The following is a 15,940-nucleotide window of genomic DNA, read 5'->3' as shown; positions in this document are numbered from 1 at the left end:
CGTACATAATGTGAATTCATCGTTGTTGCGCTTTTTACCTGGATAAATTCTTCTCACAAATGATGATGTTAACCGTATACGAGTGACCAGAGATACCCTCCACTTTGTGCTCTAATGTGATTAATATTAATTAAGCATTTTACTTTCCCTGCTTTTGACTTCATCAAAAGGCTATTTTCTGAAAGCCGCTCGCAAAAAAACAAGCTGATTAAAATAAAGAGATAATTCATGTTGCCGCATGAAGAGAAGTCACTTATTTTCTTTATTAACGGATCCGTTAGCAAATTTATGTCTTATTTACATGATTAACAAAGGAATAATCATGAAGAAACTTGTATGTTTTAGGATCCATCAGTTTCGGGCATGTTTGTCTCCATTAGGAAAAATAAGCTGTCGGCCCTTATTTGGTGGCTATAGCCTGGCGATAGATAACACCGTATTTGCCATGATGGCCGAGGGGGAAATCTATCTTCGGGTCTGTGAGCAGAGCGCGGAGTACCGCGTGGCGCATAAAAACCCGCTTTTGAAGATGCAGAAGAATGGTCGTCTGGTCGCGCTGAAGTATTATCATATTGATGAAGGGCTTTGGCAGGATAGCAAAATGCTTTTTCATTTATCAGCGCTGTCATTACAGAGCGCTCGCTATGAAAAACATCGGCAGCGGCATTCAGGGAGATTGAAAAATTTGCCAAATATCAGTTTTCACATGGAGCTACAGTTGATTAATTCAGGCATCACAGATGAATTAACGCTGCGTAAGATTGGGGCCAAAGAAGCCTGGCTGAGGTTACGGAAAATGAATAAAGCGTTAACGGTTAATATTCTTTATTGTTTACAGGGAGCTATTGCTGGCGTACATGCAGCCACGCTCCCGACGCAACAGCGTCAGGAGCTTGAGGAGTGGGCGGCGGAACAAATGCAGGAGAGGGAGGCCTACTCAGGTTGAATCTCAACCTGTCGCTGTAGCCGACAAATCTCTGGCAGCAGCGCCAGTAGCAGCCCGATTTGTTGAAGTACCAGCGGCTCCTTGCTCTCGGCACGGGGGTCGAGATGCTGTATCCGGGTCTGCAGGCTTGATAGAGCTTGCTGTACCCGTTGCTCATCGGCCGGCGAGTGGTGCAGCGCGTCATCAACATAACAAACGGCATCGTCCAGCAGCGCCAGGATATCTGGCGTTGTCAGCTTTTCCCTGTGGGCGCCCAGGGCTGAAATATAGCTGGTAAAAGTGTGGTTCAGGCACAACAAACGAAAAGCGGTTTCTCGAATTTGCGAGCCCGCTCTTGGTTCAGTTGATAAGTTTGAGACTACTGATGCCAATTCACCGTCCCTGTTGTGCGCTGCTCTTCGCGCAATGCGATAGGCAAGGCGGTTGTCGCGTCCCTGATGATATTGCTCAAGTATGGCGTCTAAATACCGGCAGTTAGCGTTGATTGCTTGTTCGAGTACTCGCGGCAGATTGCGGAATTTCCAGTCAGGCCAAATAAAGCTGACAGCGGCCCAGGCGATAGCGCAGCCGATCAGCGTATCAAATATACGCGGTAGGGCGACTTCAAAACCTTCACCCAGGAGGTTGAAGCAAAGCAAAACCAGAAGGGTAATGAACATTGTTGCATGGGCGTACTGCACATTACGGAAAGCGAAGAACAGCACGCCGGTCAAAACAATTAAAAACAGCTGGCCTTCAACGGATGGAACGAGAAGCAGCACCGGGAGACCTATCGCCACGCCGATAAGGGTACCGATTATCCTTAACGCCAGCCGGTGGCGAGTCGCGTTATAGTTTGGCTGGCAAACAAACAGGCTGGTCAGCAATATCCAGTAACCATGATTCAGCCCGGTCAACTGGATAAAAGCGTAGCCAGCGCACAGGACCAATGACATTCGAACCGCATGGCGAAACAGGGCGGACTCGGGGGACATATTACTGCGCAAGCGCAGCCAGACATCGCCAAAACCGCCAGGCTGGTCGTCAGCCAACAGGTTTTCCGTGTTGTGACTGAACTGCGAGGTGGTCTGGACAGATTCAATTGTCGCCAGCTGGGCGTCAATTGCGCGTAGGTTATTAAGCAAAAACCCTAATGCCTTGATCTGGTCCGCCGGCGCGCCGCTGGCCTTTACACGATCGAGCGCGGCGTCAAGGTGCATAAAAGCGCGCTCAAAGTGAGTATCGTGAAGGTAGGGCTCGCGCTGCAGGATGGCTCGGGACAGTTTCTGGCATGCCTGCGCCTGCATTGACAGCATGCGCTGAAAGCGGAACATCACGTCACTGTAACGAAAGCGATCGCGCAGCGTTTGGTATTGAATATGCGAAGAGCTAGCGCGTTCGTGGATGTCCTGCGCCACGAAGTAATACTGCAGGGTGCGACGCGTTCCGCGCTGACCGCGATCCCCGCGCAGGCGCGTCAGCAGGGAAACTTTGGTCTGATTTAGGGTTGTCACTAGCTGACCGTTGGCTATTGCCAGGTCATACAGAGGCGCCTGGCTTTCATCTTCAATATCCGGATCGAACAGGCGCGATTTAAGTTCCAGATAGTGCGCTAACTGCTCGTAGCTGCGTGCAAGGTTGTCCTGTAGGGGACGGATGGGGAAAATAAGATGCCCTGCGAGGGTGAGTAAGTTGTACCACACCGCCCCGGCCAGCAAAAACAGCGGCTGGAGATACCAGTGGCTATAAAGCGTTACCCCCAGCATGGTATAGATGGCGATTAACAAGGCGCCAAAGGCGATTGTGGCATAGCGCTGGCCCAACCCACCGAGCAAAATAAAGCCGATGGTAGAAACGGTTAATCCTGCTGCGAATAACCAAGGCCAGGGGAAGAGCAGTTCCACCGAGGCCGAAGCAATAAAAAAGCACACGAGGGTAATGGCCAGATTACGCAGACGTCCTGTCAGGCGGTCATCAAGGTCGGTCAGCGCCGCTGCCACGACCCCAAGCGTTAAAGGAATCGTGAGTTTTACTTCGCCAAGCCACCAGGGAAACGCGGTCGTGCCGCAAAGTGCGATAAAAATCCTGATGTTATATAACCAGGCGCTGTTCCGGGTATAGCGGCGTAGCAGGGGGGTGAGCATTTCTGTGTTCCATTCAGTTACTGAAAGCGGCGGCGCGCATTGGCTTCACGCGCAGCACGAGCAGTCTCGACGGAGACGACTCGACGGCCTACTGGCCATAAAGCAATAGCGGCGATTTTGAAATTGGCGATGCCAACTGGAATGCCGATGATGGTCAGGCATTGTGCGATGCCACAAAAAATGTGCATCAGGCATAGCCACCAGCCAAAGAAAATAAACCATAAAATGTTCAGTAGTGTCCCACCCGCGTTTAGCAGGCTATTCTTTCCCTGAGGATCGAGTTCATCAACATGAACGGCTTCATTACCATAGGGTAGAAGAGAGAGTTTTGTTATCTCCCAGCAGGAGCGGGTGAGAGGTAGCGTAAAGATCAGCACGATGCTGACCAACGTCGCCAGAAGCCAGCCGAGCGTGGTGGCGAATCCGCCAAGGATAAAGTTTAAAATATTCAGAACGGTACGCATAAACCCTCTGTTTAATTCCGTGGATAATAAGGCCTGGCCATTGTAGCGTTTTTTACGCTGGAGCACCCGGTCGCTGGCGGTTAAACTTAAAAACATCCAACCTGATTGAAATTCGACATTATATGGAACTTAGAGCGACAACATTGGGCAAGCGCATGGCTCAGCATCCTTATGATAGGGTGCAACTTCTTAATGCCGGAGTAAAGGTTTCCGGTGATAGCCATGAATATCTTATACCTTTCAATCAGTTATTATCAATCCATTGCAAGCGTGGTCTGGTATGGGGGGAGCTGGAATTTATCCTGCCGGGCGAGAAAGTTGTGCGTTTGCATGGCACCGAATGGAATGAAACCCAGCGTTTTTACCATCATTTGAACACGCTCTGGCAGCAGTGGAGCGCGGAAATGAGCGATATCGCCGCTGATGTCCTTCGCCAGCAGCTGGCTGACGTGGCGCGTTCCAGCGCAGAGGGGAAATGGTTGACGCGTCAGCAGGTGAGCGATATCCAGCGTAAAATCCGCCATGCGCTTGGCGGATTACCTGTACCAACAGCCCGTCTTGACGCTTTCGATAACTGCCGCGAGTTATGGCGGCAATGTCAAAGTTGGTTGAGCAACACCGAGAAAGCCAGGCTCGAGCATAATCAAACGTTTACTGAATCAATGCTGGAACAATACCGCGGCTTTTTTGCCGCGGTAGAATCATCGCCGCTGAATCCGGCTCAGGCGCGCGCAGTCGTAAACGGCGAGCGTTCGTTATTAGTTCTGGCAGGCGCCGGAAGCGGTAAAACTTCCGTGTTAGTGGCGCGCGCTGGCTGGCTATTGACCCGTGGCGAAGCGGCGGCCGAGCAGATTCTGCTCCTGGCGTTTGGTCGACAAGCCGCGCAGGAGATGGATGAGCGCATCCGCGAGCGTCTGGGAACTGAAGAGATCTCTGCGCGAACTTTTCATTCCCTGGCTCTGCATATTATTCAGCAGGGCAGTAAAAAAGCTCCGACGATCAGCAAGCTGGAGAACGACAGCGCCGCACGGCAAAGACTCTTAGTCCAGAGCTGGCAGCAGCAGTGCCAGGAGAAAAAAGCGCAGGCGAAAGGCTGGCGACTGTGGCTGGAAGAAGAAATGGACTGGCAGATCCCGGAAGGGGATTTTTGGCAGGATAAAACGCTGCAGCGTCGTATCGCCAGTCGCCTTGACCGCTGGGTTAGCCTGATGCGAATGCATGGCGGCTCGCAGGCTGAAATGATTGCTGGAGCGCCTGAAGAGGTACGCGATCTTTTTGGCAAGCGCGTCAAGCTGATGGCCCCTTTGCTAAAAGCGTGGAAAACGGCATTAAAAGATGAAAACGCCGTCGATTTTTCCGGCCTGATTCATCAGGCGATTAATATTCTGGATAAGGGGCGCTTTGTCAGCCCGTGGAAGCATATTCTGGTAGATGAGTTTCAGGATATTTCCCCGCAGCGGGCGTCCCTACTCGCCGCGTTACGTCGGCAAAACACGCAGACTACGCTGTTTGCCGTTGGCGATGACTGGCAGGCTATCTACCGTTTTAGCGGTGCTCAGCTCTCTTTAACAACAGCCTTTAATCACTATTTTGGCGAAGGAGATTGCTGTGCGCTGGATACGACGTACCGATTTAATAGTCGGATAGGAGAGGTCGCCAACGGGTTTATCCAACAAAATCCGCATCAGTTAACGAAACCGCTAAACAGCCTTGTCGCAGGGGACAAAAAAGCGGTGACGTTATTAGCGGAGGACAAACTCGACGATCTGCTTGATAAAATGAGCGGTTATGTCAAACGAGAACAGCGGATTTTATTGTTAGCTCGTTATCATCATTTGAAGCCGGTGGCGCTTGAGAAAGCCGCCACGCGCTGGCCGCATCTGCAGCTCGATTTTATGACTATTCATGCCAGCAAAGGGCAACAAGCCGATTACGCCATTATTCTTGGCCTTAAGGAGGGGGATGATGCGTTTCCCGCACCGGCACGCGAGTCGATTATGGAGCAGGCGCTATTACCGCAGCCGGAGGATTTTCCCGATGCCGAAGAGAGGCGGTTACTGTATGTCGCCATCACCCGCGCACGTCTGCGCGTATGGTTATTGTTTAATAAAGAACAACCTTCCCCGTTTGTTGAAATGTTAGAGGCGCTGAGTGTCCCGGTAGCAAGAAAACCATAATGACTGGCGGCATGGCCGCCAGCGGGGCTTATTTCAGACGCTCTGCAAGGTAGCGTTGATAATCAGGGATCAGGATATCAACAGGGTCGTTGAAATGCGGGGACTGGATAATAAAGTCGGCGGTCGAAACGTTGGTGGCGACGGGGATATTCCATACCGTCGCCAAACGTAATAACGCTTTCACATCCGGATCGTGCGGTACGGCATTCAGCGGATCCCAGAAAAAAATCAATACATCGATTTTACCTTCTGAAATCAGCGCTCCTACCTGCTGATCGCCGCCCATGGGACCACTTAGCATCGCCTGTACCTCCAGCCCGGTCGCGCGTGATACCAGATTTCCGGTCGTTCCTGTCGCCGATAGCGTGTGTTGCGCCAGCAGTTGCTGGTGGCGCTCGACCCATTTCATCAACATATCTTTACAGTGATCGTGTGCAACCAGCGCAATATGCTTGCGCGCTGGCAAGGTACGTGTTGTTAGTTCCATCATTTCATTCCACATTTTGGCCTGTAGACAGATTACTGGAAGTGACTGTTGCTGCAAGCGTCGGGATGAAAAAATTTGACGCATCTGCAGGTCAGGACTCATGCGGGTTCATCCGGATTAGCATACACTTGGGCTAAATAGCAGGAGGATGATGATGAAAGAAAACGATATCGTAGGTATTTTGACCTCGACGCGGACTATCGCCCTGGTGGGGGCAAGTGACAAACCTGATCGCCCAAGCTATCGGGTGATGAAGTATCTTCTGGAGCAGGGATATCACGTTATTCCCGTTTCCCCTAAGGTTGCGGGTACCACGCTGCTGGGGCAAAAAGGGTATGCCACGCTTGCTGACGTGCCGGAAAAAGTGGATATGGTCGATGTTTTCCGTAATTCGGAAGCGGCCTGGGGCGTTGCCCAGGAAGCGGTGGCTATCGGTGCGAAAACGCTTTGGCTACAGCTGGGTGTAATCAATGAACAAGCGGCTGTTCTCGCCCGAGACGCCGGTCTAAACGTGGTGATGGATCGCTGTCCGGCGATTGAGATCCCTCGATTGGGATTAGCCCGATAAACCTAAAACCCCGCCTGACGGGGTTTTTTATTATCAATATAAATTAAGTTATTTAGGGACAGTATTTTAATTAAAACTACATCGAAACGTTTCTTTATTTAAAAATAAAGCGCATTATCTTTGTGGATTTAACGGACACCTTCCTGGCTTTATCTCCCTTATTACGAAAAATCTTCTCCAATAGATAATTTATTTTTTATAAATAACCCCTGGTAAATACATGGGGAACGGCGATAATTTTTTTTTGAATCTTTCAAAAATATTTGTTTTTTCTTGTGTGATTTTTATGATTAATATCACGGAAATTTTTCACCTGGTACTTAAATGGAGGTTTAACGATATGAGAAATGTATTATCCATGATTTTATCTTCATTGTAATAACCGTGAGTAACGATTTTAATTATAGCCTTAATTAACATTTAAAAATGTAAGCTTATTGTTTTAAGTTATTGTAATTTAGTGTTTTTTATTTATTTCAGAATGTAATGTTTCTGTTTTTATTTAACCTTGCGGGACGCCAGGAACTGGTATATCTAATAAGGTGCATAATTAAGAATTATCTCATACCTCTGACTGCGTCTTCATCTCAAGGGTGCAACCTGATGAAAAATATAAATGTGACAGTGAAAGAAACAGGTGTTGAATACACCGTTGATGGCAATCAAATTAATCTCAATACGCAGTCAGTGGTTGTCCTGCACGTTAAGCGTGAGGATATAAGTTCGTATACCCGCCAAGGTAATGATCTTGTTCTAAAACTCCATAACGGTGACACCGTTACAATTAAAAACTTTTTCGTTGTGGATGAACATGGACAGCACAGTGATTTGGTTCTTATGGATGATGACACTGGCGCATTATGGTGGTTGGAAGGAGCGGGTACTGATGGAGCACACTATTCGCTAATTAGCGATCTCTCTGAAGTCATTGCGACCGGTGGCGCAGGACAAAGTATTGCTGGTTGGGTCATGGCGGGCGCAGCTTTGCTGGGCATTGCGGCGATGTTCGCCGGCACCTCAAACAAAGACCACCACTCTTCGGTTTCTGAAAGCGATTCAGATGCTGACAGTGATTCAGACTCCGACAGTGATACGGATGCTGACAGCGATTCGGATAGTGATTCCGATTCTGACAGTGATTCCGACTCGGATTCAGATTCGGATAGTGATTCCGATTCTGACAGTGATTCCGACTCGGATTCAGATTCAGATAGTGATTCAGATGCTGACAGCGACGCGGATAGTGATTCTGATGCTGACAGCGACTCCGATACTGATACCGAGCTACCCACCGCGGCACAGAACATAGCAGTCATTGACAATGTGGGCCCCATCACTGGTGTGCTGCATTCTGGAGATGTCACTGACGATACGACCCCAGAGATTAAAGGGACGGCAGAAGCTGGGGCAACAATAACGATTTATGACGGAGATACCATACTGGGTTCTGTCGTCGCGGATGAAAATGGCAACTGGAGCTTCACGTTACCGGAGCTGAGCGAGGGGTCTCATAGCCTGAGCGCGACGGTGACGGACAAAGCCGGCAACGTCAGCGAGCGTTCGCCGGCGTTTGAGCTGACGATAGATACCACTGCGCCCGCTGCCAGCATTCCGCAGGTAACTGACAATGTTGCAGAGCACACCGGCCAGCTGCAGAGTGGGGATCTGACCAACGATGCGACGCCCACTCTGAACGGCACGGCGGAAGCGGGAGCCACGGTGACGATCTATGACGGCGACACAGTGTTGGGCACAGTGGTTGCCGGCGAGGATGGACGCTGGAGCTTCACGCCAGATAGTCTGGACGAAGGCACCCACAGCCTGAGTACTACGGTAACGGACAAAGCCGGGAACGTCAGTGAAAGTTCGCCGGCGTTTGAGCTGACGGTAGACACTATAGTGGACCCGGTTAGCGATCTGCAGGTAACTGATAATGCAGGAGAAGACACGGGCACGCTGAACAGCGGTAGCGTAACGGATGATGATACGCCAACCCTGAGTGGCACGGCGGAAGCGGGTGCCACGGTCACAATTTATGACGGTGATACCGTACTGGGCACCGCAATTGCGGGTGTTGACGGGAACTGGAGCTTTACTCCTGAAGCACTGGAGGAAGGATCCCATAGCCTGAGCACCACGGTGACCGATCTGGCCGGCAACGTCAGCGGACGATCCCCGATATTTATATTAACTGTCGATCTTACCGATGACACCGACTCCGACAGTGATTCGGACTCCGACAGTGATTCTGATTCGGACAGCGACTCGGATAGCGACAGTGACTCCGATTCGGACAGCGATTCTGATAGCGACAGCGACTCCGACTCTGACAGCGACTCCGACTCTGACAGCGACTCCGATTCTGACAGTGACTCCGATTCCGACAGCGACTCCGATTCTGACAGCGACTCTGACTCCGACAGCGATTCCGACTCTGACAGTGACTCGGACTCCGACAGCGACTCTGACTCCGACAGTGACTCCGATTCCGACAGTGATTCGGATTCCGACAGTGATTCTGATTCTGACAGCGATTCTGATTCTGACAGTGATTCGGACTCAGACAGCGACTCGGATTCCGACAGTGACTCCGACTCCGACAGCGATTCGGACTCCGACAGTGATTCTGATTCTGACAGCGATTCTGATAGCGACAGCGACTCGGATTCCGACAGTGATGCTGTAGACTGGCCCCATGAATCTCCAGACAGTTGGTATCACTTAAATTAGTGATAGTCTTAATACTAGTTTTAGACTAGTCGTTGGAGTCCGAATGATTGATGTTCTAGGTCCAGAGAAGCGCAGACGGCGCAGCGTTCAGGAAAAAATCGCCATTGTTCAGCAGAGCTTTGAGCCCGGAATGACCGTGTCGCTGGTCGCCCGTCAGCATGGCGTTGCTGCCAGTCAGCTGTTCCTGTGGCGTAAGCAATATCAGGAAGGCAGTCTCACTGCGGTTGCCGCGGGTGAACAGGTTGTACCCGCGTCGGAGCTGGCATCTGCAATGAAGCAAATTAAAGAGTTACAGCGCCTGCTGGGCAAAAAAACCATGGAAAACGAGCTGCTGAAAGAAGCCGTTGAATATGGCCGACAAAAAAAGTGGATAGCGCACGTGCCCTTGTTGCCGGAGGATGGCGAATAAGCCTTGTCAGTCGTTGCCTCCGGGTCTCACGTGCGCAACTGCATGCCATGGCCCGTCGGTCGAAGGGCTGGCAGGATCGTCGGTGCAAGCGCAAGCCTGATGATACTGAAGCGCTGGCTCGTATCCATACCGTTATCGACGATCTGCCCACCTATGGTTATCGTCGTGTATGGGCACTGCTGCGCAGACAATCAGAAACTGACGACATGGCGGTGATCAATGCCAAACGCGTATACCGCATCATGCGTCAGAATGCGCTGCTGCTTGAGCGTAAACCGGCAATACCGCCCTCGAAGCGGGCGCATAGAGGGAAAGTGGCCGTTGGAGAAAGTAACCAGCGGTGGTGCTCCGACGGCTTCGAGTTCAGCTGTGATAACGGTGAAAAACTGCGGGTCACGTTCGCACTGGACTGTTGCGATCGCGAGGCACTTCACTGGGCGGCAAGTACCGGTGGATATGACAGTGAAACCGTGCAGGACGTCATGCTGGGTGCAGTAGAGCGTCGCTTCGGTAACAGGCTGCCGACATCCCCCGTTGAGTGGCTGACAGACAACGGTTCAGCCTACCGTTCTCATCAGACGCGTCAGTTCGCCAGAATGGTAGGACTGGAGCCAAAACATACGGCGGTACGTAGTCCAGAAAGCAACGGAATGGCGGAGAGCTTCGTGAAAACGATGAAGCGCGACTACATCAGCATCATGCCAAAACCTGACGGGTTAACAGCGGCAAAGAACCTTGCGGAGGCCTTCGAACATTACAACGAATGGCATCCGCACAGTGCACTGGGATATCGTTCGCCACGGGAATATCTGCGGCGGCGAACCAGTAATGGGTAAAGCGATAAAAAGTGTCTGGAAATATAGGGGCCAATCCAGACAGCGACTCGGACTCCGACAGTGATTCGGACTCTGACAGTGATTCGGACTCTGACAGTGACTCCGATTCCGACAGCGACTCCGATTCTGACAGCGACTCTGACTCGGACAGCGATTCCGACTCCGACAGTGATTCGGATTCAGACAGTGACTCGGATTCGGACAGCGACAGCGACTCTGACTCCGACAGTGATTCTGACTCCGACAGCGATTCCGACTCCGACAGTGACTCTGATTCCGACAGTGACTCCGATTCTGACAGCGACTCCGATTCTGACAGTGACTCGGATTCCGACAGCGATTCCGATTCCGACAGTGATTCTGACTCTGACAGCGATTCGGACTCTGACAGTGACTCGGACTCCGACAGCGACTCGGATTCCGATAGCGATTCCGACTCGGACAGCGACTCGGATATTCCGCAGGCCAACGCGGATACCAATACCGCACTGATATCGGAGAACCATGACAATCTCGATGGTGTAAACGGTACGATTACCCAGTTGACTGGCGTGAACTTGCTTGGCGTGGTTGATGTTTCGCTGCTTAGCGGCAACAACTTTGACTTTACCGTCGCGAGTGGAACGACTCAGGATGTGGTGCTGGATATTTCCGGCGGGACAACGCTGAGTTCGGCGGCACTGATCAATACGCTGCTGCTTCTGCTGGGCGGTACCGATACCTTCCAGGCCGATCTCGCGGTGGTGAATACGGCGACCGGTGAAGTGGTTGCGTTGGCGTCGAATGCGGTGACTATCACGGCGGGAGGCGTCAGCCTGGATTACAGCGGCGGCGCCAGCTTCAGCGATCTGCCGGAAGGTAACTATACGGTGGTGATCTCGTCGCCGACGAATACCGGACTGCTGCCGACGCTGGTGAACTTCCTGGCAAATATCAGCGTAGTGACTGCGGTGGATGTTGCGGTAACCGACTCCGTAGGATACGAATCCGCGATTATCAGCGGTAACGTCCTGCAGACGGATGCTGGCGGGGATGTTGGTGATATTGGTACGGGTATTACCGTGACCAGCATCATTGCGACTTCGGTGCCGGGGGCCGCGGCGGAAACGGTTAGCTCAGGTGGAACGATCGTTGAGGGCGCCTATGGTACGCTGGTGATCTATGCCGATGGTTCTTACACCTATCATGCGACCGGGGACGCTGATTCTGTCGGTCAAACGGAGGTCTTTACCTACACCATTACGGATGCGGATGGCGATACGGCTACCACGACGCTGACTATCAATATTGGTCTGGCTGATGATACGGATAGCGATGCGGATTCCGACAGCGACTCCGACTCTGACAGCGATTCCGACTCCGACAGTGACTCGGATTCCGACAGTGATTCTGATTCGGACAGCGATTCAGACTCTGACAGCGACTCGGATTCCGATAGCGACTCCGATTCGGACAGTGATTCTGATTCCGACAGCGACTCGGATTCGGACAGCGATGCTGACTCTGACAGTGACTCGGATTCCGATAGCGACTCCGATTCGGACAGTGATTCTGATTCCGACAGCGACTCCGACTCTGACAGCGATTCCGACTCCGACAGTGACTCGGATTCCGACAGTGATTCTGATTCGGACAGCGATTCAGACTCTGACAGCGACTCGGATTCCGATAGCGATTCGGATTCAGACAGTGATTCGGATAGCGACAGCGACTCGGATTCGGACAGCGATGCTGACTCTGACAGTGACTCGGATTCCGATAGCGACTCCGATTCGGACAGTGATTCTGATTCCGACAGCGACTCCGACTCTGACAGCGATTCCGACTCCGACAGTGACTCGGATTCCGACAGTGATTCTGATTCGGACAGCGATTCAGACTCTGACAGCGACTCGGATTCCGATAGCGACTCCGATTCGGACAGTGATTCTGATTCCGACAGCGACTCGGATTCGGACAGCGATTCAGATTCTGACAGCGACTCGGATTCGGACAGTGATTCTGACTCTGACTCTGACAGTGACTCCGATTCCGATAGCGACTCCGATTCAGACAGTGATTCGGATAGCGACAGCGACTCGGATTCCGATAGCGATATCGAGGCCATCCCCGATAGCAACAGCCCGGACGTTGTCGCGCTGGAAGGTAACCTGAACAACGTCAGCGGTACCAGCGGCCAACTGGTTGGCCTGACGTTACTCAGCACCGTCGATGTCTCGCTGCTGTCGGGCAATAATCTGCGCTTTAGCGTGGGTTCCGGAACCGTTGAGGATATGACGGTATCGGTGAACGGCAACTCGCTGCTGACGGCGAGCGGATTGCTGACCACTATCGTCAACCTGCTGGGGGCAGGAAATACCCTGACAGCCGATCTGTCGGTGGTAAATACGGCCACCGGCGAAGTCGTGGCGATTGCCGAAAACAGCGTCAATATCTCGGCGAGCCTGCTTGGCGGACTCTCCTATAACGGCACGGTCTCCTTCGCCAATCTGCCGGCGGGTGACTACACCATGATTATCTCTGCGCCGGAAAGTAACGGCCCCCTGGTATCGTTGATCAACGCGCTGGCGGCGGCCCAGGTGGCAAGCTTTGTCAACGTGGACGTGACGGATTCCGTTGGCTATAGCGTCGGCGCCATTGAAGGTAACGTGCTGGATACCACCGCCAGCGGCGATATGCAGGATAGCGGTCAGGGCATCTCGGTCACCAGTGCGGTCTCGGACTCCGTCGACGGATCGACCCCGGTTACCGTGACCAGCGCTGGCGTCAATATCACCGGGGCTTATGGGGTACTGACGATTCACTCTGATGGCAGCTATAGCTACCAGTTGACCAAAGGCGGGGCCGCTATCGGTCAATCGGATGTCTTTAGCTATACCATTACTGATGAAGCGGGCAATACCTCGACGACTAACCTGACGATTAATATCGGCGGCAACATCGAACCGGCACAGGCCAATCCGGATGCGCAGGAAACGGATCTGACCGCGACGTTCGATACGCTCAACGGAGAAAGCGGTACCGTTGGCCAACTTGTCGGCGTCTCGTTACTCGGTTCCGTCAACGTTGGTTTGCTCAACGGCAATAGTTTTGACTTTGATGTCGCCGCCGGCGCGAACGAAAAAGTGCTGCTCACTGTCTCGGGGAGCACTGGCCTGAGCCTGGGCGCGGCCCTGAGCACGTTGCTGAGCCTGCTGGGCGGCGCATCGTCCTTTACGGCGGATCTCTCAATCGTCGATAAGGCGACCGGCGAAGTGGTGCAGGTTCTGACCAACGCCGTCAATATTAATGTTGACGGACTGGGTCTCAGCCTGGACTACAGCGGCGGCGGCTGGTCCTCAATGTTACCTTCAGGATCGTACACGGCGGTGGTCTCTTCACCGAATACCGGCGGCCTGTTGGGCGCCTTGCTGGACCTGAACCTGGGCACCTTTATCAACGTGGAGGTCACCGACTCTGAGGGCTATCACACCGACAGCCTGACGGGTAACGTCCTGCAAAGCGATGGCGACGGCGATGTGGCGGACACCGGGGTAAATATTAAGGTGACCAGCGTTACCGCCACCTCGGTAACCGACGCCGATCCGGTGGCGGTCACCAGCAGCGGAACGACGATAGCCGGTGCCTGGGGATCGCTGACCATCCTTAGCGACGGTAGCTATACCTATCAGCCTTATGGCGGAGTGAATAGCGTCGGCCAATCGGAAGTCTTTACCTACACCATAACCGACAGTCTGGGCCACACGGCGAGCACGACGCTGACGTTCGATATCGACAGCCCGGCTTCGCTGGCGGTGAATGACGTGGTTGCGCTGAACGTGGCAACGGCGCTGGCAACGGTGAATGTTCCAGCGATTGACACCTCTGGACTGAACACAAGCGGTAAGTCGAGCGGGAGCGGAGTATCAGCGAGTAAGTTGATTAACTTTAGCGTGGGAGCCGATCGTGAAATGGATACCCTCTCGGTGAAAGTGAACTACACCGCGAGTGGCTCGGTGGTCAACACCGTCAGGATTGACAGCACGGTCAGCATTTATCACGTGCTCACCGATGGCAGTAAGGTCCTGGTATGGCAAGGGACGCCGACAGAAAATTTGACCACGATTATAGGCGCAACAGCTAGCGCTACGGATACGCTAACGTTAACGGGTGTGGCATTGAGTGAAGGAAATTACGAGATGGTCCTGGCTTCGAAAGCCACCGCCACTCTGGATACTTTCTTAACGCCAGCGCCGAATTATACGGTTGGAGCTTCTATCGCCGGTACAACGTTCGACACCGCCACCCACTATACGGTGGCCGGAACCAACGTCAGCGGGAATATCCAGAACGGAAACAATTCAGGCGGTACGGAAGATTTCCATGGCGTACTGTATGCCTCATACACCGTCGCCGGACATACTTCCACTGGCAGTGCCGAATCCTGGACCTTCAACAGTAATGGCAGTATCACCACCAGCAACGGTAGCGCAGTAACCGGAAGCAGCGTCACAATTTACGGTGACTATGGCACCCTGACGATGGCGAATAATGGTTCTTATACCTACAGTCTGAAGGCAGGGATGGATGTGTCGACAATCACGCACAAGGAGGTGTTCGCCTACACGGTAAACGACAGCAATGGCGTTTCTTCCGCGGCGACGCTGACCATCGATCTGCATCCGCAGATGACCGGCAGCGTGAACGGAGACGATGTCCACAGCACCGCTTATGACGATACCTTCACCCTGGGTATCGGGGCCGACACGGTGGTTTACAACCTGCTGGCCGATGACAATACCGGCGGTAACGGCAGCGATACCTGGAAGGATTTCTCGGTTGCGCAAGGGGATCATATCGATGTGTCTGCGCTGCTGGTTGACTGGGATGGGAACAGCAGCAGCCTGGGCAACTATGTGACCCTGAGCTACGTTGGCAATAACACGGTGGTATCCATCGACCGCGACGGCGGGGCCGGAGACCATCAATCAACAACCTTAATTACGCTGGAAGGGGTGCATATCAATTCGCTCAACGAGCTGATTGATACGAATAACTCCAACTAACTGGCGTTATAACGCTGACGGCGCAGGGAAGCGCCGTCGAGGTTATTTCATTGCGGAGGAATGAATCGGTCAGTGAACCGGTAGATAGCCGACTATCATTTAATAAAAATAATGATGCGGGAATGATTATATCCGTTTTTTCAGTACGTGTTTTC

9 protein-coding genes are annotated in these 15,940 nt (G+C 52.6%); 6 read left to right on the top strand and 3 right to left on the bottom strand.

Annotated elements, in window-relative coordinates; genetic code table 11:
* The first annotated feature begins 322 nt into the window (after window positions 1-322).
* Entirely contained in the window at window positions 323-946 is a 624-nt protein-coding gene (locus EGY08_RS05215) for a TfoX/Sxy family DNA transformation protein (protein ID WP_049112818.1), read from the top strand.
* Here the strand turns inward: EGY08_RS05215 and yccS are convergent.
* On the bottom strand, window positions 934-3,069 hold the full coding sequence (gene yccS, locus EGY08_RS05210) for a YccS family putative transporter (protein ID WP_049112826.1): 2,136 nt from the start codon (window positions 3,067-3,069) through the stop codon (window positions 934-936). The two genes, EGY08_RS05215 and yccS, sit on opposite strands and share 13 nt — an antisense overlap.
* A gap of 17 nt (window positions 3,070-3,086) precedes the next feature.
* Window positions 3,087-3,533 (bottom strand): YccF domain-containing protein, encoded by a 447-nt coding sequence (locus EGY08_RS05205; RefSeq protein ID WP_004871560.1) that lies wholly within the window; start codon window positions 3,531-3,533, stop codon window positions 3,087-3,089.
* A 122-nt stretch (window positions 3,534-3,655) separates the two neighbouring features.
* Here EGY08_RS05205 and helD point away from each other — a divergent pair, with 122 nt between their 5' ends.
* Complete coding sequence (helD, locus tag EGY08_RS05200) at window positions 3,656-5,710, top strand: DNA helicase IV (protein WP_123828296.1); 2,055 nt, start codon at window positions 3,656-3,658, stop codon at window positions 5,708-5,710.
* 28 nt (window positions 5,711-5,738) lie between these two features.
* On the opposite strand, the gene mgsA is transcribed toward helD, so the two are convergent.
* Window positions 5,739-6,197: a methylglyoxal synthase gene (mgsA, locus tag EGY08_RS05195; protein WP_024360052.1), complete on the bottom strand. Its 459-nt coding sequence runs from the start codon at window positions 6,195-6,197 to the stop codon at window positions 5,739-5,741.
* 154 nt (window positions 6,198-6,351) lie between these two features.
* On the opposite strand from mgsA, the gene EGY08_RS05190 reads away from it, so the two are divergent.
* The 4 genes from EGY08_RS05190 (at window position 6,352) to EGY08_RS05175 (ending at window position 15,785) form a co-directional block, all read left to right on the top strand.
* Window positions 6,352-6,765, top strand: a complete 414-nt coding sequence (locus EGY08_RS05190; protein WP_004131030.1) for a CoA-binding protein — start codon at window positions 6,352-6,354, stop codon at window positions 6,763-6,765.
* Between the two features lie 603 nt (window positions 6,766-7,368).
* Window positions 7,369-9,495 carry an Ig-like domain-containing protein gene (locus EGY08_RS05185; protein ID WP_228712771.1) on the top strand — a complete coding sequence of 709 codons (2,127 nt, stop codon included), beginning with the start codon at window positions 7,369-7,371 and terminating at the stop codon, window positions 9,493-9,495.
* A 43-nt stretch (window positions 9,496-9,538) separates the two neighbouring features.
* Window positions 9,539-10,740 (top strand): IS3 family transposase gene (locus tag EGY08_RS05180; RefSeq protein WP_096913407.1). Its coding sequence is split into 2 segments (ribosomal slippage): window positions 9,539-9,854 and window positions 9,854-10,740, totalling 1,203 coding nucleotides; the frame shifts between segments, so codons are not numbered across the junction.
* A gap of 551 nt (window positions 10,741-11,291) precedes the next feature.
* The gene (locus EGY08_RS05175) at window positions 11,292-15,785 is read left to right on the top strand and encodes a beta strand repeat-containing protein (protein ID WP_370519168.1); all 4,494 of its coding nucleotides are present in this window, start codon (window positions 11,292-11,294) and stop codon (window positions 15,783-15,785) included.
* The last annotated feature ends 155 nt before the right edge of the window (window positions 15,786-15,940 follow it).

The sequence above is a fragment of the Klebsiella sp. FDAARGOS_511 genome, assembly GCF_003812845.1.
Taxonomy (GTDB): domain Bacteria; phylum Pseudomonadota; class Gammaproteobacteria; order Enterobacterales; family Enterobacteriaceae; genus Klebsiella; species Klebsiella grimontii.
The sequence above is the reverse complement of the archived record's forward strand: the minus strand, read 5'-3'. Positions and strand labels throughout refer to the sequence as shown.

Excerpts from the sequence above, each read along its gene's own strand:
- EGY08_RS05190 (WP_004131030.1), top strand. The coding sequence starts at position 6,352 with ATGAAAGAAAACGATATCGTAGGTATTTTGACCTCGACGCGGACTATC.
- EGY08_RS05185 (WP_228712771.1), top strand. The coding sequence starts at position 7,369 with ATGAAAAATATAAATGTGACAGTGAAAGAAACAGGTGTTGAATACACC.
- mgsA (WP_024360052.1), bottom strand. The coding sequence starts at position 6,197 with ATGGAACTAACAACACGTACCTTGCCAGCGCGCAAGCATATTGCGCTG.
- helD (WP_123828296.1), top strand. The coding sequence starts at position 3,656 with ATGGAACTTAGAGCGACAACATTGGGCAAGCGCATGGCTCAGCATCCT.
- yccS (WP_049112826.1), bottom strand. The coding sequence starts at position 3,069 with ATGCTCACCCCCCTGCTACGCCGCTATACCCGGAACAGCGCCTGGTTA.
- EGY08_RS05205 (WP_004871560.1), bottom strand. The coding sequence starts at position 3,533 with ATGCGTACCGTTCTGAATATTTTAAACTTTATCCTTGGCGGATTCGCC.
- EGY08_RS05215 (WP_049112818.1), top strand. The coding sequence starts at position 323 with ATGAAGAAACTTGTATGTTTTAGGATCCATCAGTTTCGGGCATGTTTG.